This is a genomic window from Vibrio sp. V01_P9A10T6 (assembly GCF_963877065.1).
GTDB classification, from domain to species: Bacteria; Pseudomonadota; Gammaproteobacteria; order Enterobacterales; family Vibrionaceae; genus Vibrio; species Vibrio anguillarum.
On the sequence record NZ_CAWNTB010000201.1, the window covers coordinates 1 to 16,282 of the forward strand.

The 16,282-nt window shown below is 45.1% G+C and carries 11 protein-coding genes; 5 read left to right on the forward strand and 6 right to left on the reverse strand.

Annotation, left to right across the window (positions count from 1 at the left end; genetic code table 11):
• Positions 1-1,128, reverse strand: a 1,128-nt coding sequence (locus AACQ21_RS15640; protein ID WP_258174233.1) for an ABC transporter transmembrane domain-containing protein, incomplete at its 3' end; no start/stop codon positions are given.
• A gap of 32 nt (positions 1,129-1,160) precedes the next feature.
• A complete protein-coding gene (locus AACQ21_RS15645) occupies positions 1,161-3,404 on the reverse strand; it encodes a DNA internalization-related competence protein ComEC/Rec2 (protein ID WP_105977271.1) in 2,244 nt (747 codons plus the stop codon).
• Positions 3,405-3,410: 6 nt separating this feature from the next.
• On the opposite strand from AACQ21_RS15645, the gene AACQ21_RS15650 reads away from it, so the two are divergent.
• Positions 3,411-3,920 (forward strand): DUF2062 domain-containing protein, encoded by a 510-nt coding sequence (locus AACQ21_RS15650; RefSeq protein ID WP_010319231.1) that lies wholly within the window; start codon positions 3,411-3,413, stop codon positions 3,918-3,920.
• Between the two features lie 138 nt (positions 3,921-4,058).
• On the opposite strand, the gene lolE is transcribed toward AACQ21_RS15650, so the two are convergent.
• Genes lolE through lolC form a run of 3 tightly spaced genes read right to left on the reverse strand, consistent with a single transcriptional unit; the run spans position 4,059 to position 7,191 of the window.
• Positions 4,059-5,303 (reverse strand): lipoprotein-releasing ABC transporter permease subunit LolE, encoded by a 1,245-nt coding sequence (lolE, locus tag AACQ21_RS15655; protein WP_013856531.1) that lies wholly within the window; start codon positions 5,301-5,303, stop codon positions 4,059-4,061.
• Positions 5,304-5,990, reverse strand: a complete 687-nt coding sequence (lolD, locus tag AACQ21_RS15660) for a lipoprotein-releasing ABC transporter ATP-binding protein LolD (RefSeq protein WP_064625563.1) — start codon at positions 5,988-5,990, stop codon at positions 5,304-5,306.
• Positions 5,983-7,191: a lipoprotein-releasing ABC transporter permease subunit LolC gene (lolC, locus tag AACQ21_RS15665; RefSeq protein WP_105977272.1), complete on the reverse strand. Its 1,209-nt coding sequence runs from the start codon at positions 7,189-7,191 to the stop codon at positions 5,983-5,985. The genes lolD and lolC overlap by 8 nt, the downstream gene beginning before the upstream one ends.
• Positions 7,192-7,356: 165 nt before the next feature.
• On the opposite strand from lolC, the gene AACQ21_RS15670 reads away from it, so the two are divergent.
• From AACQ21_RS15670 to AACQ21_RS15685, 4 genes are all read left to right on the forward strand, one after another.
• On the forward strand, positions 7,357-7,926 hold the full coding sequence (locus tag AACQ21_RS15670) for a PilZ domain-containing protein (RefSeq protein WP_105977273.1): 570 nt from the start codon (positions 7,357-7,359) through the stop codon (positions 7,924-7,926).
• Between the two features lie 8 nt (positions 7,927-7,934).
• The gene (gene mfd / locus AACQ21_RS15675) at positions 7,935-11,396 is read left to right on the forward strand and encodes a transcription-repair coupling factor (protein ID WP_105977274.1); all 3,462 of its coding nucleotides are present in this window, start codon (positions 7,935-7,937) and stop codon (positions 11,394-11,396) included.
• A gap of 28 nt (positions 11,397-11,424) precedes the next feature.
• A complete protein-coding gene (locus AACQ21_RS15680; RefSeq protein WP_088728963.1) occupies positions 11,425-12,195 on the forward strand; it encodes a peptidoglycan binding protein CsiV in 771 nt (256 codons plus the stop codon).
• Positions 12,196-12,604: 409 nt separating this feature from the next.
• Positions 12,605-14,674: a beta-prism lectin domain-containing protein gene (locus AACQ21_RS15685; protein WP_105977275.1), complete on the forward strand. Its 2,070-nt coding sequence runs from the start codon at positions 12,605-12,607 to the stop codon at positions 14,672-14,674.
• Positions 14,675-14,787: 113 nt separating this feature from the next.
• Here AACQ21_RS15685 and AACQ21_RS15690 read toward each other — a convergent pair whose 3' ends face one another.
• Complete coding sequence (locus AACQ21_RS15690; RefSeq protein ID WP_026028144.1) at positions 14,788-16,077, reverse strand: NAD(P)/FAD-dependent oxidoreductase; 1,290 nt, start codon at positions 16,075-16,077, stop codon at positions 14,788-14,790.
• Positions 16,078-16,282 lie beyond the last annotated feature (205 nt).

Sequence of the window (16,282 nt, forward strand, 5' to 3'; positions counted from 1 at the left end):
CCCAACAAGCGCGACCGTTTTACCTTGAGGAATCTCAAAGCTCACATGAGACAGCGCTGGTTTTTCTTTACCTTGATAAGTAAAGGTCACATCCTGAACTCTAACGTCACCACGTACTTTTTCGGCTTCAAACTGGCCAGTGTCGCGCTCGGTTTCTAAATCAATCAGCTCAAATAATGTTTGGCTGGCCGCCATACCACGTTGGAAATCGGAAGTAACACTCGTTAACGCTTTCAGTGGTCGCATCAAGCCAAACATTGCCGAGAACACCACCGTAAAAGTACCTGGTGTTAATTCGGCACGAATAGAATCAACGCTGGCTAAAAACAGCACAGTGACAAGTGCTAAAGAAGCAATCATTTGAATAATAGGGTCAGCAGTGGACTGCGCCGCAACCAGCTTCATTGTTTGTTGACGCATTTGATTGCTGACATGGTCAAAACGTTTACGCTCTACGTCTTGTCCACCATAGCTCAGTACGACTTTGTGCCCTTTTAGCATCTGCTCTGCTGAAGAGGTCACATCACCCATGGTGGTCTGCATCCCTTTTGAGATCTTGCGAAAACGTTTAGAGACAATACCAATCCCCATCGCAACCACTGGCGCAACCACGATTAATACCAAAGATAACTGCCAGCTATTCCAAAACATCAAGGTCAATAGGCCGATGATACTCGCACCTTCGCGAACAATGCTGACCAATGCACGACTGGTCGCCCCAGCCACTTGCTCTGAATCATAGGTGATACGTGATAACAGACCACCCGTTGATTCTCTATCAAAAAAACTGACAGGCATGTGCATGAATTGATTGAAGATTTTTCGACGCATCAACATCACAACATTGCCAGAAACCCAGCTCAAGCAGTACGAGGAGACAAAGCCACTTAAACCACGTAGCGCCATCATCCCCAAAATAATAAAAGGCAGCACTCGCAAAAAATCGGATTCCGCATTACCAAATCCTTCATCTAGAAGAGGCTTAAGTAATGACACCATATAGGTGTCAGAGACCGCATTGATAATCAATGCGACAACCGCAACAGCTAGGCCAGATTTATATAGGCGGATATAGGTCCACAGGCGTTTGAAGGTTTGCCAAGTGGTTTCGTCAGTATTGAGTGACATAGAAATGCTTTGTTTTTAAGAAAATATTGCGCTCATTCTACCTCGTTACGGAGCATCTGCCTATACCAAGGCTGAGAGCGAGAGATACGCAAGCTGCTAACTTGATAATTCTGCATGCCAAAAATAACGCTAATTTGCCCTGCTTCACCCGTATCCAACCAGTTTGCTCCATGTTGTTGGTAGCGTTGAACAACCTGTGCGGAAGGTAATTGCCAGCGTCCGCCTTTGGCGAGCGAGGCAATAGCGACCTCAGGATTCACCTTACGAATCAAAGCAACAGTAGAAGATGTCCTACTACCGTGGTGTGGTACAAGCAGGATATGACTTTGTAAGGATTGCTCTGTTCGCGCAAGTAACCACTCACTCATGGCATCCACATCCCCGGGTAAAAGCACTGAAAAACCGGTATTTTGGTCAAAGATTCGAATCACACAAGAGTGAGGATTGTAAGCACGCGCTACGGTTTTTGGTGGCCAGATAACATCAAAAGAGAGTTGTTGCCACTGCCATTGTTCACCAGCAATACAAGGTTGGTAACCCGCTATCGTTTGACTAGCACGTTTCCATTTGGGCTGCCAAACACGCTCAACTTCCGCTCTTCCACCTGCATGGTCGTTATCCAAGTGACTCAAAATCAACCCGTCTAATTGCGTAGCTCCCCGTTTGTTTAACACGGGGGCAACTGTTGCCTGGATGTGATCACCGCCTTGCCAACTTGCACCAGTATCATAAAGCACATAGCGTCCTTCTTTTTCGATCAACACTGCCAACCCATGCCCAACATCTAACACATCAATCCGCCAACCTGTTTTTATCGGAATGGTGAGCCAAGAAACCATCACAATGAGGCTGTAAACCGCCAGTGCAAAACGCGAGATCAACGGTGAAAACACAAACAGCAACAGAGCACTGCTCAACAGAGCCAAAACAGCCCCAGAAATAGGAAACCAACTGAGGCTTGAATAATGTATTGACCAATCAACTGGAATGAGTAATTTGGCCACCCAATGCCACACCATAGGTGCGCCATCAAAAGTCAAAACCGTACACACTAAAGCAACAAAGATTGCCGGAACCACCACAAAGCTGAACCAAGGAATAAACACTAAGTTATAGAGCGCCGCACTGGTACTGACCCCACCGAAAAAATAAGCAGTTACCGGAAGCATACACAGCACTAACCCAATCTGCATCGTCAATAAACGCCATAAAAAAAATCGCTGAGTTTGAGGTAGAGAAAGTTGGTAGAACACAACCGAGACAGCAATAAAGGACATCCAAAAGCTACTGGATAACGCAGCAAAAGGATCGATGAGCAGCACCGCCGATAACGTCATAAGCAGTCGCTGCAACGTATTGATACGGACATTGAGGACAATCATCGCCACATTGAGCAAACACATGATGAGCGCGCGTTGAGTGGGCAAGGTAAAGCCAGCCAACCAAGCATAGCCTAGTGCGCACAAGCTTCCTACGACGAATGGCGACCACCCCATGCGATGATGCAAACGCATCAATACGAGCCCAAGGCTATAACCAAAACCAAACGCGATGCCAATGTGCAGACCAGAAATGGCAACCAAATGAATCAGCCCACTGTCTCGTAATGCTTTCCACTGTGCCGTTGAAATATCACTGCGCTCACCAAACGTAAGCGCCATTAAAATACCAAGATTGGGATCATCAGCGAGCCAGGTTTTGATCTTCTGGTACCATTGTGCTCGCCATTCGGGTAATGATTCAATGCGATAAGACTGTCCATTATTAACCGTTGCACGAGCCACAATACCTTGGCTCAAAGAGTACGCCTCTGCATCAAACCCGGTCTCATTTAACCGACCAAAGATAGGTTTTACTGTGATAGAGAATTCAGCCACGTCACCATACTTCAACGGTAAAGGAGCAATTAATCGCACATTGGGCCGCAAAAAAATGCCTAAGGTTTGACCATTGATTGATCGAATCGAAATTGTTCCTTCATAACCATGAGTAATTTGTCTAAAAAAGCTGTTAACCTGTCCGTTTATGGTAATATCCGAACCTGTCTGAAAAATAGTGTTGGACTGCTCACGTAATAAGTTCCCGCTGATCACAATGACCACTAAAGCCATTGTTACTCCTGAGAGAAAGCGCAGTTTTCTATAACCGACAGAGAGTATAAGAATGGCGAATAGAGGCATACTCCATTTCCAATCTGGCATCCAAGGCCAATAAGAAGCAGAAATGGCGGTTAGCGAAAACGAAGCTAGGGTCCAGTAATTAGATAAGAGAGTCATGTCACGATGCCAAGAAAGTTCATCAAACGTTTTATGCCTAACCATGAAGTGATTAAGCGTCAGAAGGCATTAAAAATTTTTGGCAATGTGTTGTACAACCCCAATTTATGGTGTTTGAACCGCCGCTCAGCAGCGGGCGCCTTCGCCGTAGGTTTGTTCATGGCTTTTGTTCCACTTCCGAGTCAAATGATCATGTCCGCTGGCCTTGCCATTATGTGCGGCGTCAATTTACCGCTCTCTGTAGCCTTGGTTTGGATTAGCAACCCCATCACCATGCCAGTGCTGTTCTACTTCGCCTACAAGCTTGGCGCATGGGTAATGCAAACACCACCACAACCATTTCACTTTGAACTCTCTTGGCATTTTATCATGCAACAAATGAGTACCATTGGTCCGCCATTCCTTTTGGGTTGCATGATGTGTGGAGTGATCTCCGCCATAATCGGCTACTTCGGCATTCACGGTTTATGGCGCTATTCTGTCGTAAGAAGCTGGCAAAAGCGCCAAGCGAGATAAAAGCTTCAAGAGATTGAGACTGGCTATACAACTGAGCATGTAAAACGATGTCGCATGATGTTGAAAAAGGACCAAATGGTCCTTTTTGTTTGCTAAAAATAGCTCAATGCTGATGAACGAAAAGAATCCGAGTTGAGATTATTTAGCGCTAAGCACAGACGCCGGATTCAATTGACTGGCCCTAGAGGCCGGATACCAAGTAGCTAATAAGCTCAACACAATCGCCGTCGAAGAGACAAGCACCACATCCGATAGGTTCACTTGTGATGGCAAAAAGTCGACAAAATAGATATCACCAGACAAAAACTGATGGCCGACTAACCGTTCTAATCCTTTGATTAACGCTGTTAAATTCCACGCAATCAACACACCTAACACGCCACCTATCACACTGCCTAATACACCAGAGAAAACACCCTGCCAGACAAAAATTCGTTTTACTAATCCATCGGTCGCGCCCATAGTGCGCAAAATGGCGATTTCAGCCGCACGATCTTTTACCGCCATCATAAGTGTTGAAACGATGTTGAAGCTCGCCACACCAATCACCAGCACCATCACCAAATACATAATGGTTCTGACCAGCTGAATATCACGGTACAAAAAGCCAAATTTTTGCTGCCAACTGCGTAGATAGACGTATTGATCAAGCGTATTGCCGACCTCTCTTACAATTTGAGTTGCATTTAATACCTCTGAGACCTTGATAGCAACGCCCGTCACTCGCTCTCCTAATTTGGCGTAAGCTTGTGCATCTGCCAATGGCACTAACGCAAGGCTGTGGTCAATTTGGCCATTGAGTTCCAAAAGCCCTGAGACCTTGACGCGCACGCGCTTTGGCGCTTGAACTTTAGCGCTCTCATTCGCAGAGGGGATCATCAAAGTGACATAGTCACCGACTGCCGCGCCCAATTTATCCGCCACTCCTTTGCCTAAAATGACCTGTTGCTGACCTGCGACAAAACCTTGCCATGCATCGGAAGAGACAAATTGAGATAAACGCGACACGGCGCGCTCCATTTGCGGATCAATTCCACGCACCTCAATCGCTTTCAGTTGCGCGCCTTTCTCCGCTAATGCCGTCAATTTTACATAAGGAGCGGCCGCTTCCACTTTTGGATGCTGCACGGCTTGCTTGACTAATGACGACCAGTTCGCGATGGGTTGTTGAACCCCTTCAAACTCTCCGTGTGCAATGACAGATAACACGCGGTTCTGCAGCTCTCTCTCAAAACCATTCATCGCCGACAAACCCACGATGATCACCGCAACGCCCACAGCGATACCGATAATGGAAGAGAGCGAGATAAACGACACCATTTTATTACGCTGCTTTGCCAGGCTAAAACGCCGACCAATCACTAACGAGAGCGAGGTGAACATCTACGGTGCCTCCACATTAATCAGCAAACCATCTTGCATGTGCATCTGTCTGTCCATTTTTGCAGCAAGTTCGCTATCATGCGTTACCACTAAAAATGCCGTGCCAAACTCTTGATTCATTTGACGCATCAAATCATAAATCGCCAGCGCCGTTTTGTGATCAAGGTTGCCCGTAGGCTCATCGGCTAACACCAAATCGGGTTGATTGACAAGCGCTCGCGCAATCGCTACCCGCTGCCGCTCTCCACCAGAGAGCTCAGAGGGTCGATGAGATAAACGATGTCCCAACCCCACTTTTTCTAACAGTGCTTGCGCGGCCTGTTTAGCACGCGATGCTTTTTGGCCACCAATAAGCAACGGCATGGCAACATTCTCAAGAGCGGTGAAATCGGCTAATAAATGGTGGAACTGGTACACAAAACCCAAATGTTGATTGCGAATGTTCGCTTGTTTATTGGAGCTTAAGCTCGATAAATCCTGACCTAAAAACGACACTGAACCTTCGGTTGCCTCATCTAGTGCACCCAGAATGTGTAATAACGTACTTTTCCCAGATCCAGAAGTCCCAATAATTGAGACTAACTCCCCTGCTTGAATGCCAAAACTGACGCCTTTTAGCACTTGAGTCCGTAGCTCCCCTTCTTGGTAGGTTTTGCATACGTTATGGCATTGTAAAAGGTTATTCATATCTTAAAGCCTCGGCAGGTTTTACGGATGACGCGCGGTAGGAAGGAAACAGTGTCGCGAATAAGCTGAGCGTGATGGCTGCTATCACCACCAACATAATTTGCATGGGGTTAACCACTACAGGCAGCGTTCCCCCCACAGAGAACAGCGCTACACCCATGCTTTCTAATAATCCATTGAGGTTATTGGCAAGCAATACGCCTAACACACCACCGACAAGCGAACCAATCACTCCACTACTCGCGCCTTGAACCATAAAAATGGCCAGTACTTGTTGATCTGTCATGCCTTGCGTTTTCAAAATCGCGACCTCAGCTTGTTTTTCCATCACCACCATGATCAACGCGGAAATGATATTGAAAGCCGCCACGCCAACAATCAACCCAAGCATCAAACCCATCATATTTTTTTCCATGCGAACAGCTTGGAACAACTCGCCACGCTGATCTCGCCAGTCACTCCATTGCCACCCCTCAGGCAAAGGTGCGCTAGCTAGGTCTGCGACCACAAAAGGATCGTCAAAAAAGAGCCGCCATCCCGACACAGTATTTGATGGTAAACGAAGCAATCGCGCTGCATCTTTGATGTGCGTCAGCATCAGCTGTCCATCCACATCAGACCCCGTATTGAAGATGCCTGCGACTGTAAAATTACGCTGCGCAGGAATACGACCTAAGGGGGTAAATTGGCTAGCTGAAGTGACCATCAAACGCACTTTATCGCCAATTGTCACGTTGAGCGCCCGCGCCAATGAATGGCCAAGGAAGAGTTGATATTCGCCCGGCTTGAGCGCACTCACTTGACCCGCAATCAAGTGCGCCGCAATCGGATCATTTTGATTCGGTTCAATTCCCATCAACAAACCTGCGGCCAGTTGCGATGAGCTTTGAACAACCGCTTCACTGCGTACAATCGGTTCAGCCGCTCTGGCGCTAGAGAGTTGACTAATGAATTGAGGCACATCTTGCGTGAGCAAAGTGCGATCGCCGTTTTGCGAAACTACAGCCTGAGGCAACACACCTAAAATTCTATTTTTGAGCTGGGATTCAAAACCATTCATGACCGAAAGCACCGTCACCAGTGACATCACGCCAATGGTTATCCCCGCCGTAGACATATAAGAGACAAATCGACTGAATCTATCACCGGATCGCCCACGTAAATAACGCAAGCCAATGAACGCCGAAATAGGATGAAACATAAGAAAAACCGCCTAAAAGTGATGCTCAGTACTGTAACGAGAAACGGTGGAAGGTTGTAGCTTTAATTTGCCAAAAATCGGTTAAATAGACTCGATAACAAGGACATACCTTGATTAGTTCGCCGGTATGACGATAATCAACAAAGCGATGAGAAGGATGCCTTTATGACCGAGCAAGAATTTTTTACGGTTCACTATGGACTGACAACCAATATTGAACTTTTAGACAGCACATTTATGCTACCTTCCCAGTCAATATTTGAAGCAGAGATTCCTGCCCCATTTATTGTGGCCAGTGAGTTTAGCCAGTTGGATGCACTCACCGAAAGTGCACGACTAGAACTGAAAAATAGTGATTTCAAGCACGTCGTTCAGTTACTTGATACTCAAAATTCGAAATTGAATTTGTTGCTGACCTTTATGTTATCACAGCAAGATGAGCCACATTCACGCTTCATCACCAGCACATTTGGTGCCAGTCGCTTCTCACTTCGTTATCCAAACGCACTAGAAATTGGTACCCAAGCCCGCTGTAAACTGTTTTTGGACCACCCTGCAGCCGCTATTTATTGCTATAGTTCGGTGATTGATTGCCAAGCGAACGAGCAACACTATCTCATCACGATGAAATACGATTTACTGCGAGATACTGACCAAGATCTCTTGATTAAAGCCGCACTGTACCAGCAGCAAAAATTGCTGCGTCAACGCTCTTTAGACCGAAATAAACCATAAGCGTTCTCATGACTACACACTCTTTACTGACTCTGATTAAACCTGCTGGCGCGGGCGACAAAAAACACATTGGTAACCTACGTGGTGCAAGCCTTGCATTGGCAATTGCAGAGCTGGCCAACCAGCATAATAGCCACACTTTACTGGCTGTACCTGATCCTCAAACCGCCTTAAAGCTGCAGCACGAAATTGAGCAGTTTAGTGACGCCGAAGTGGCGCTGTTTCCTGATTGGGAAACTTTGCCTTATGATAGTTTTTCGCCTCATCAAGAGATCATTTCTGATCGCATCGCGCGCCTGTATCAATTACCGAGCTTGAAAACAGGCATTACCATTGTGCCTGTGAGCACCATATTGCAGCGTCAGACGCCGCGAGAATTTCTGCTACAGCATACCCTGATGGTTAAAACTGGCGATCAGTTTTCCTTAGATAAACTGCGTCTTCAGCTGGAAAAATCGGGCTATCGTCATGTTGATCAAGTGTTTGGCCCAGGCGAGTACGCCAGCCGAGGTTCGATTCTTGATTTATTTCCAATGGGCAGCAGCGATCCTTATCGCATTGATTTTTTTGATGATGAAATCGACACCATACGCACCTTCGATCCTGAGAATCAACGCTCAATTGAAGAGATCAGTGAGATACGCTTGCTACCTGCTCATGAATTTCCCACCACAGAAAGTGCAATTGAAGATTTTCGCACCCGCTGGCGTCAACGATTTGAAGCGCGTCGTGAACCAGAATCTGTCTATATGCAAGTCTCAAAGGGGATTTGGCCAGCCGGTATTGAATACTGGCAACCGCTATTTTTTGAACACACCGAAACCTTGTTCGATTATATCGCGCCAGAAAGCCAACTAATTGTCGTAGGAAATATCGAAACAGCGATTGACCAGTTTTTAACCGACGTCGAATATCGTTACCAGCAGCGTAAAGTTGACCCTCTTCGCCCGTTGCTGCCACCTCATGAATTGTGGCTTAAAAAAGATGAGCTTTTCAGTCTTTTCAAAAACGTGGCTCAGATACAACTCAATGTGGAACCGATTTCAGAAAAGCAAGGGCGGATCAATTTAACGGTCAGTGCATTACCCGACTTGGCGGTCATGCATCAAAATAAAGAGCCTTTAGCCGCCATCCGGCAATTTAGTGAGAGTTTCACTGGGAAAATCATTTTTTCCGTCGAATCAGAAGGCCGTCGCGAAGCATTACTAGAGCTATTGCAACGCGTAAAACTGCGCCCTATCGAAAAAGAAACCTTCCAGCAAGCGTGCCAAGCAAAAGAAAAACAATGTCTCGTATTAGGGGCATCTGAGCACGGCTTTATTGATAACAATGCCAACTTAGCGTTCATCTGCGAAAGTGATTTACTCGGTGACCGTGTCATTCTTCGCCGTAAGAAAGACCGTAAAGTCACCAATAGTGACGCTGTCATTCGTAACTTAGCTGAACTCAAACCAGGGCAACCCGTTGTTCATATTGATCATGGTATCGGCCGTTATCTCGGGTTACAGACGCTTGAAGCGGGTGGCATGATGACCGAATACGTCACCCTTGAGTATCAAAACGAAGCCAAACTTTATGTCCCTGTCGCTTCATTGAATCTCATTAGTCGTTACTCTGGCGGCGCGGAAGAAAGCGCACCATTGCATAAGCTCGGGGGTGAAGCATGGACCAAGGCACGACGAAAAGCGGCCGAAAAAGTCCGCGATGTCGCTGCAGAGCTGCTGGATGTTTACGCCAAGCGAGAGCTCAAACCAGGCTATAAGTTCGCTCTGGATCGTGGCCAATACGCGACCTTTAAAGCAGGTTTCCCATTTGAAGAAACCGATGATCAAAATACAGCTATCAACGCCGTGCTATCGGACATGTGTCAGAAAAAAGCGATGGACCGATTAGTGTGTGGTGACGTTGGATTTGGCAAAACAGAAGTCGCCATGCGCGCCGCCTTTGTTTGCACCGACAACAATAAACAAGTGGCCGTATTAGTGCCGACAACCTTACTCGCACAGCAGCATTTTGAGAACTTTCGAGACCGATTCGCTAACCTGCCGATCCGTGTCGAAGTTTTATCACGCTTCAAATCAGCAAAAGAGCAAAAGCAGATTCTACAAGATGTCGCCGACGGCAAAGTCGACATTTTGGTTGGCACGCATAAACTGCTTTCCAGCGAGCTAAAATTTAGCGATCTTGGTCTTTTGATCGTTGATGAAGAACACCGTTTTGGTGTTCGCCAAAAAGAAAAAGTGAAAGCGATGCGTGCTGATGTGGATATTCTCACGCTAACGGCAACGCCGATTCCGCGCACGTTAAACATGGCGATGAGCGGAATGCGCGATCTATCGATTATCGCCACACCACCCGCACGACGCTTAGCCATCAAAACCTTTGTACGCCAACATGATGACAATACGATTCGAGAGGCTGTATTACGTGAAATCATGCGCGGTGGACAGGTTTATTTTCTACATAACCAAGTAGAAACTATCGACAAAGTGGCCGCCGATTTAGAAAAGCTGGTCCCTGAAGCTCGTATTACCGTCGCCCATGGACAAATGCGTGAACGTGAGCTGGAAAAAGTGATGAACGACTTTTATCACCAACGATTCAATGTATTGGTTTGCACAACCATCATCGAGACAGGGATTGATGTCCCGACCGCGAACACCATCATTATGGACCGAGCAGATAACCTTGGCTTAGCGCAACTACACCAACTTCGTGGCCGAGTAGGACGTTCTCACCATCAAGCTTATGCTTACTTACTCACTCCACATCCTAAAGCCATCACTAAAGATGCCGTGAAACGTTTAGAAGCGATTGCATCTCTTGAAGATCTTGGGGCTGGTTTTACTCTAGCAACGCACGATTTAGAAATCCGTGGAGCGGGTGAATTATTGGGCGATGAACAGAGCGGTCAGATCCAATCGATTGGTTTTACTCTCTATATGGAGATGCTAGAGCAAGCGGTTGAAGCATTAAAAAATGGCAGAGAACCTTCTCTTGACGATTTGCTTCGTGAACAAACCGACGTAGAAATGCGTTTGCCTGCGCTATTACCCGATGATTACATTCCTGATGTAAATACTCGCCTCTCCATGTATAAACAGATAGCGAGTGTCGCTAGCCGAGATGAGCTCGCCGAGCTCAAAGTCGAGTTGATTGATCGCTTTGGTAAATTACCTGATGCTGCAAATAACTTACTCGGCGTTGCTGAAGTCAAAATTGATGCTGCACGTATAAAAGTGAAGAAAATCGAAGCGCATGAAAAAGGCGGCTACATTGAGTTCTATCCAGATGCTGACATTAATCCCGTCTTTTTGGTTAGACTTCTGCAATCACAACCGAAAAAATTTGCAATGGAAGGGCCAACTAAGTTTAAGTTTGCTGTACCATTAGCTGATAGACGTGAACGAATTCAATTTGTGTCGAGTATGCTCAGCGAATTCCAACAAAACCTGATGCCTAGAGCATAAATTACGCACAAAAAATGATGGAGCCATAATGAAAAAACTGATCCCACTCCTACTTTTGCTTATTTCGATGCCAAGTCTGGCACAACGGCAATTTGACATAGAAGTGATCATTTTTAAGCGTGCAATTGACGCAGAGAAGGTCAGTGAGTCGTGGCCTAACTCATTGCCTGAAATCAATATTCAACGCGCGGGTAGTTTTAGTGACTTAAACTATCGCCAAGAAAAAGGCGTGAAAATGCTGCCTTTTTCCGACTACCAACTTAACGATCAAGCACAAAAACTGAAAAACCACGCCGGCTTTGAAGTGCTATTGCATACGGCTTGGCGTCAAGGCGATCAAGGCAGAGCTTCCGCACCGATTTTCCATATTCAAGCGGGTAAAGATTACTCCGCTAAATTCAATACTGACGGCAGTGAAAAAGTAGCCGTACTAGAAGAATCGCCAGTAAACGGTGTGCTAGAACAAAATATCGCGAGTCCCCTTTACGAACTCGACGGTAAATTACAAATCTATGTGCAGCACTATCTTTATGCTGAAACCACGCTCGACCTTAAAGCCCCGAGTGTGCGAGAAATCGTGCTCCAAAGTAAACCATTGGAGTTAGACATTACACCTGAAGAGCAAAATGCCGAGGTTCAACTTGGAAACCTAGAAGCCATCTCCCCAACAGTGGAAAAGGAAGAGTTTTTAAAGAGCTATCGGATGGACCAAAAACGCCGTATGCGCAGCAACGAAACCCACTATCTAGACCATCCATTAATGGGAATGATCATTCAAGTTCGCCGCGTTGCAGAATAAAGCCTAACAAAGCGCCCTGCCTGGGCGTTTTTTCTTTTATTCATCTCTCATACAGTTTAGCTCACTGATTTAATATCCTTACCGGTTAGAGCTATTCTGTTGTTAACTATTCTTATTAAAACCAATAACACAACCCACCTACAGACCGTTCCAATGGTTTGGGTACGTGATCTTCTAAAAGTTAAACTGACAATGTATTTCATTAGTGAGTGTTTCATTTTTAAGACCTCTCATTTATGAGAGCCATGTAAGATTGAATCCCTCTTATTAAGTCTTGATAATCTCCCCATCTCGTGTTGTGCCATGTTCGACTCATTTACCGTAATACCTATCGTTGAAGTAGAGCACAGGTTAACAACATCAATTTAAATCGGAATTTACACAAACATACTGAGAGAGATGTTACCTAATGACTTCTAAATTTTCGTTATGTGCGGTCGGGCTACTGTCAATAGGCAGTATCACAGCAAGTAACATTGCAATCGCATCAAGCCCTAGTGAGATAAACACCCAATTAAAATGGTCTTGGCAAGGCAGTTCATTTAAACCTGAGTCTAACCAAGTTATGGCGGCACCTATCGTTGCTCAGTTAAATGATGATAATGGTGATGGAAAAATCGACGAGAATGATATCGCTGATATCATTGTTGTGACGTTTGAAAATAACAAATATACACAAGGTGGGCTAGTTAGAGCATTAAGCGGCATCGATGGTTCTGAGCTTTGGTCATATAATAATGGTGGCATTATAGCCGATGCTCGCTACTCTCCTGCTGTTGCAGATCTTGATGGTAATGGTGTAGTTGAAATTGTGACAACGAGTACAATCAGCCCTTACATCAATATATTAGATAATGAAGGCCAGATAAAAAAACAAATACTGAAGAGTGCTTCAGGATGGCGCTCGGTTGGCGCAATTTCACTATCTGATTTAAACAATGATGGTTCAATTGATATTCTCTCTGCCGATGGTGTTTATAATTACGATACTGGTTTGCTATTTAGTTTAGAGTGGGCTCCATCACCGATCAGCTTTGATGCGGATGGCGATGGTATCCAAGAAGTATTTTCAAACGGCGCTCTTTATAAAAGCGATGGCTCATTTACTTGGCAATATCAAGCGAATGATACGGTTTGGTTTTCTTCCGTTGCCAACTTAGATAGCGACAATAAACCAGAAATTGTGGTATCAGTTCCGGCCTCGAAAGGCTCTGCACAAAATAGTAGCTTTGCCGTATTAGAGCATGACGGCTCAGTAAAATGGGAGGTTAATAACCTTGAAAACCCAGGCGGTGGTGTACAAGCTATCTCTAACTTCCTTGGTAATACAGCAACTAACTCTACCAATGAAATAGCTAAGTCCCCTGTTTATGGATATACCCATTTACATCACAGCCATCCAGTTAAAATAGCAGATAACAACCAACTTAAAATCCGCTCAGGAGATCTGATTGACGCTATTGGATCAACAGCAAGTAATATGGTGGGTGGTCAAGGCGGTTCACTGCATACTATTGATGCAAGCAAAGTCCGCTCTGTCGATGTAACCTACGGCAAATATAAAACGTGGTGGACATATGGCGTACTCGAGATGGAATTCACTCTCAATGATGGTTCGAAAATAACGTTAGGTTCAAAAGATTCAGCCTTTAAATACCCGGCATTAGAGTGGCGAACCAAAGAAGTTCCATATCTTGGATTGGAGTGGAGAACAAAACAAGTTTCTTACTGGTTCTTTGGCTGGCATACCAAAACAGTTTCTTACCTAGCTCCTGTTTGGAAAACTAAAACGATTCCTTATGCTGTTCCCGTCATGAAGAGCAAAGCAACCACTGAACGATACACAGTCCCAAGCAATACCCAATTGGTAGGCTTAAATGTTTGGAGCAAACCAAAACCTATCTTTACCTTCAAAAAACACGTTAATGCAGTTCAGTTTGTTGTTGGGGAAAGCATTAATGATAGTTACCTGAACACTGGTATTGTCTATGCAGGTTATCATGCTGTTGATATGTATAATGCACAAGGTAGCAAAGTTTGGTCTGTAGCAAATGATGACTATAACAGCGGTAAAATTGGTGTCTCGGCTTACGATTTCACTGGTGATGGCATTGATGAAGTTATCGTACAAGATCTTCTGAGAGTCCGTATTCTTGATGGGCGCACGGGAGCAGTATTAGCAACGATTGCTAACTCGTCGAACACCTTGTGGGAATATCCTGTTGTGGCGGATCTCGAAGGCAACAACAATGCATCGCTTATTGTGGTCGCAAATGATTATGCAAAAGAAAGCGCAATCAACCACGGCGTCTACGTTTATGAATCAGCCGATGCTGATAAACCATGGAAAAATGCAACGAGAATTTGGAACCAACATTCGTTCCATTTCTCAAACATTAACCAAGATGGCTCAGTACCAACCAATGCTCAGCCTAGTTGGCTAACACATAACACTTATCGCTCAAGTACCATTAAATAACTTGAATTTGATATAACCACCACTATCGCCCAAGGCGGTGGTGGTGGGATGACAAAAAAAGCCTCGCCTTTTAACAAAGGCGAGGCTTTTTTATGGCCAGTACGCTGGGAATATTAGTGAAGCTTTAAGTTTGGACGCAACACACGATTAATACGGCCAACTAACATCATCAACCCTGTTTTGAACATACCGTGCAGCGCCATTTGGTGCATGCGATACAAAGAAATGTACACTACTCGCGCAATACGACCTTCAACCATCATCGAGCCTTTGGTTAAATTACCCATTAAGCTACCAACGGTAGAAAAACGACTTAATGAAACCAACGAACCGTGATCTTTATAAACATACGGTTTGAGCTCACGCCCGTTAAGCTTAGCAACAATATTCTTGAACGCTTGGCTTGCCATTTGGTGCGCTGCTTGTGCACGAGGTGGCACAAATGAACCATCGGCTTGTGTACATTGTGCTAAATCACCGATCACAAAAATATCGTCATCTCTTGTGGTTTGTAAGGTGTTTTTTACCACTAACTGATTAATGCGGTTTGTTTCCAAACCAGCAATCTCTTTCATAAAATCCGGTGCTTTGATGCCAGCAGCCCACACCATGATCTGAGCGGGAATCTTTTCGCCATCTTTAGTTGTTAGGCCATCCTTATCTGCTCGCGTGACCATAGTCGCAGTACGAACGTTGACACCTAATTTCGTTAATTCGCTGTGCGCAGCACTAGAAATGCGAGGTGGAAGAGCGGGTAGAATACGCTCACCCGCTTCCACAAGGTTGACATTCAGTTTGCTTGAATCAAGATCGCCAAAACCATAAGTCCGCAGCTCTTTTACTGCATTATGTAGCTCTGCAGATAATTCAACACCCGTTGCACCTGCGCCAACAATCGCAATATCAACTGTACCGTTACCATTTTTCGCATGAAGTTTTAGAAACTCATTATTCATTTCAGTACGAAAACGATTTGCCTGTTCAGGGCTATCAAGGAAGATACAATGCTCACGAACTCCTGGAGTATTGAAGTCGTTAGACGTTGAACCGATTGCCAGCACCAAAATGTCATATTCAAGCTCACGACTTGGCATTAACAATTCACCATGCTCATCTTGCAATTCACTAAGAACAATCACTTTGCGTTCACGATCGATGTCAGCAAGACTACCCATTTGGAAATCAAAACGATGATTTTTTGCGTGAGCGCGATAGCTTAGCGCATCCACTCCTTCATCTAATGAACCCGTTGCCACTTCATGCAATAACGGTTTCCATAAGTGGCTTGCTTTACGATCCACTAATGTGATTTCTGCGCGATTTTTACGGCCAAGAGTGCGACCAAGTTTAGTCGCGAGCTCTAAACCACCCGCGCCACCACCGACTACGATAATTCGTGTCACAACAATAATCCTCAAAAAGAAATAAACATGATTCAGTGTGAAATCTCACACTGAAGGAATTCTCAGTAATGCGCTTGCTTCAGATAAATCTTGTTCAGCAAATGAAGCTATCTTCGCAGCACGTTTCATTAGGATAAATGCATGTAACTACACACAAATTAGGCAAATTTAAGACTTGCTCTCAATTTTTTTTGATATTTATCAA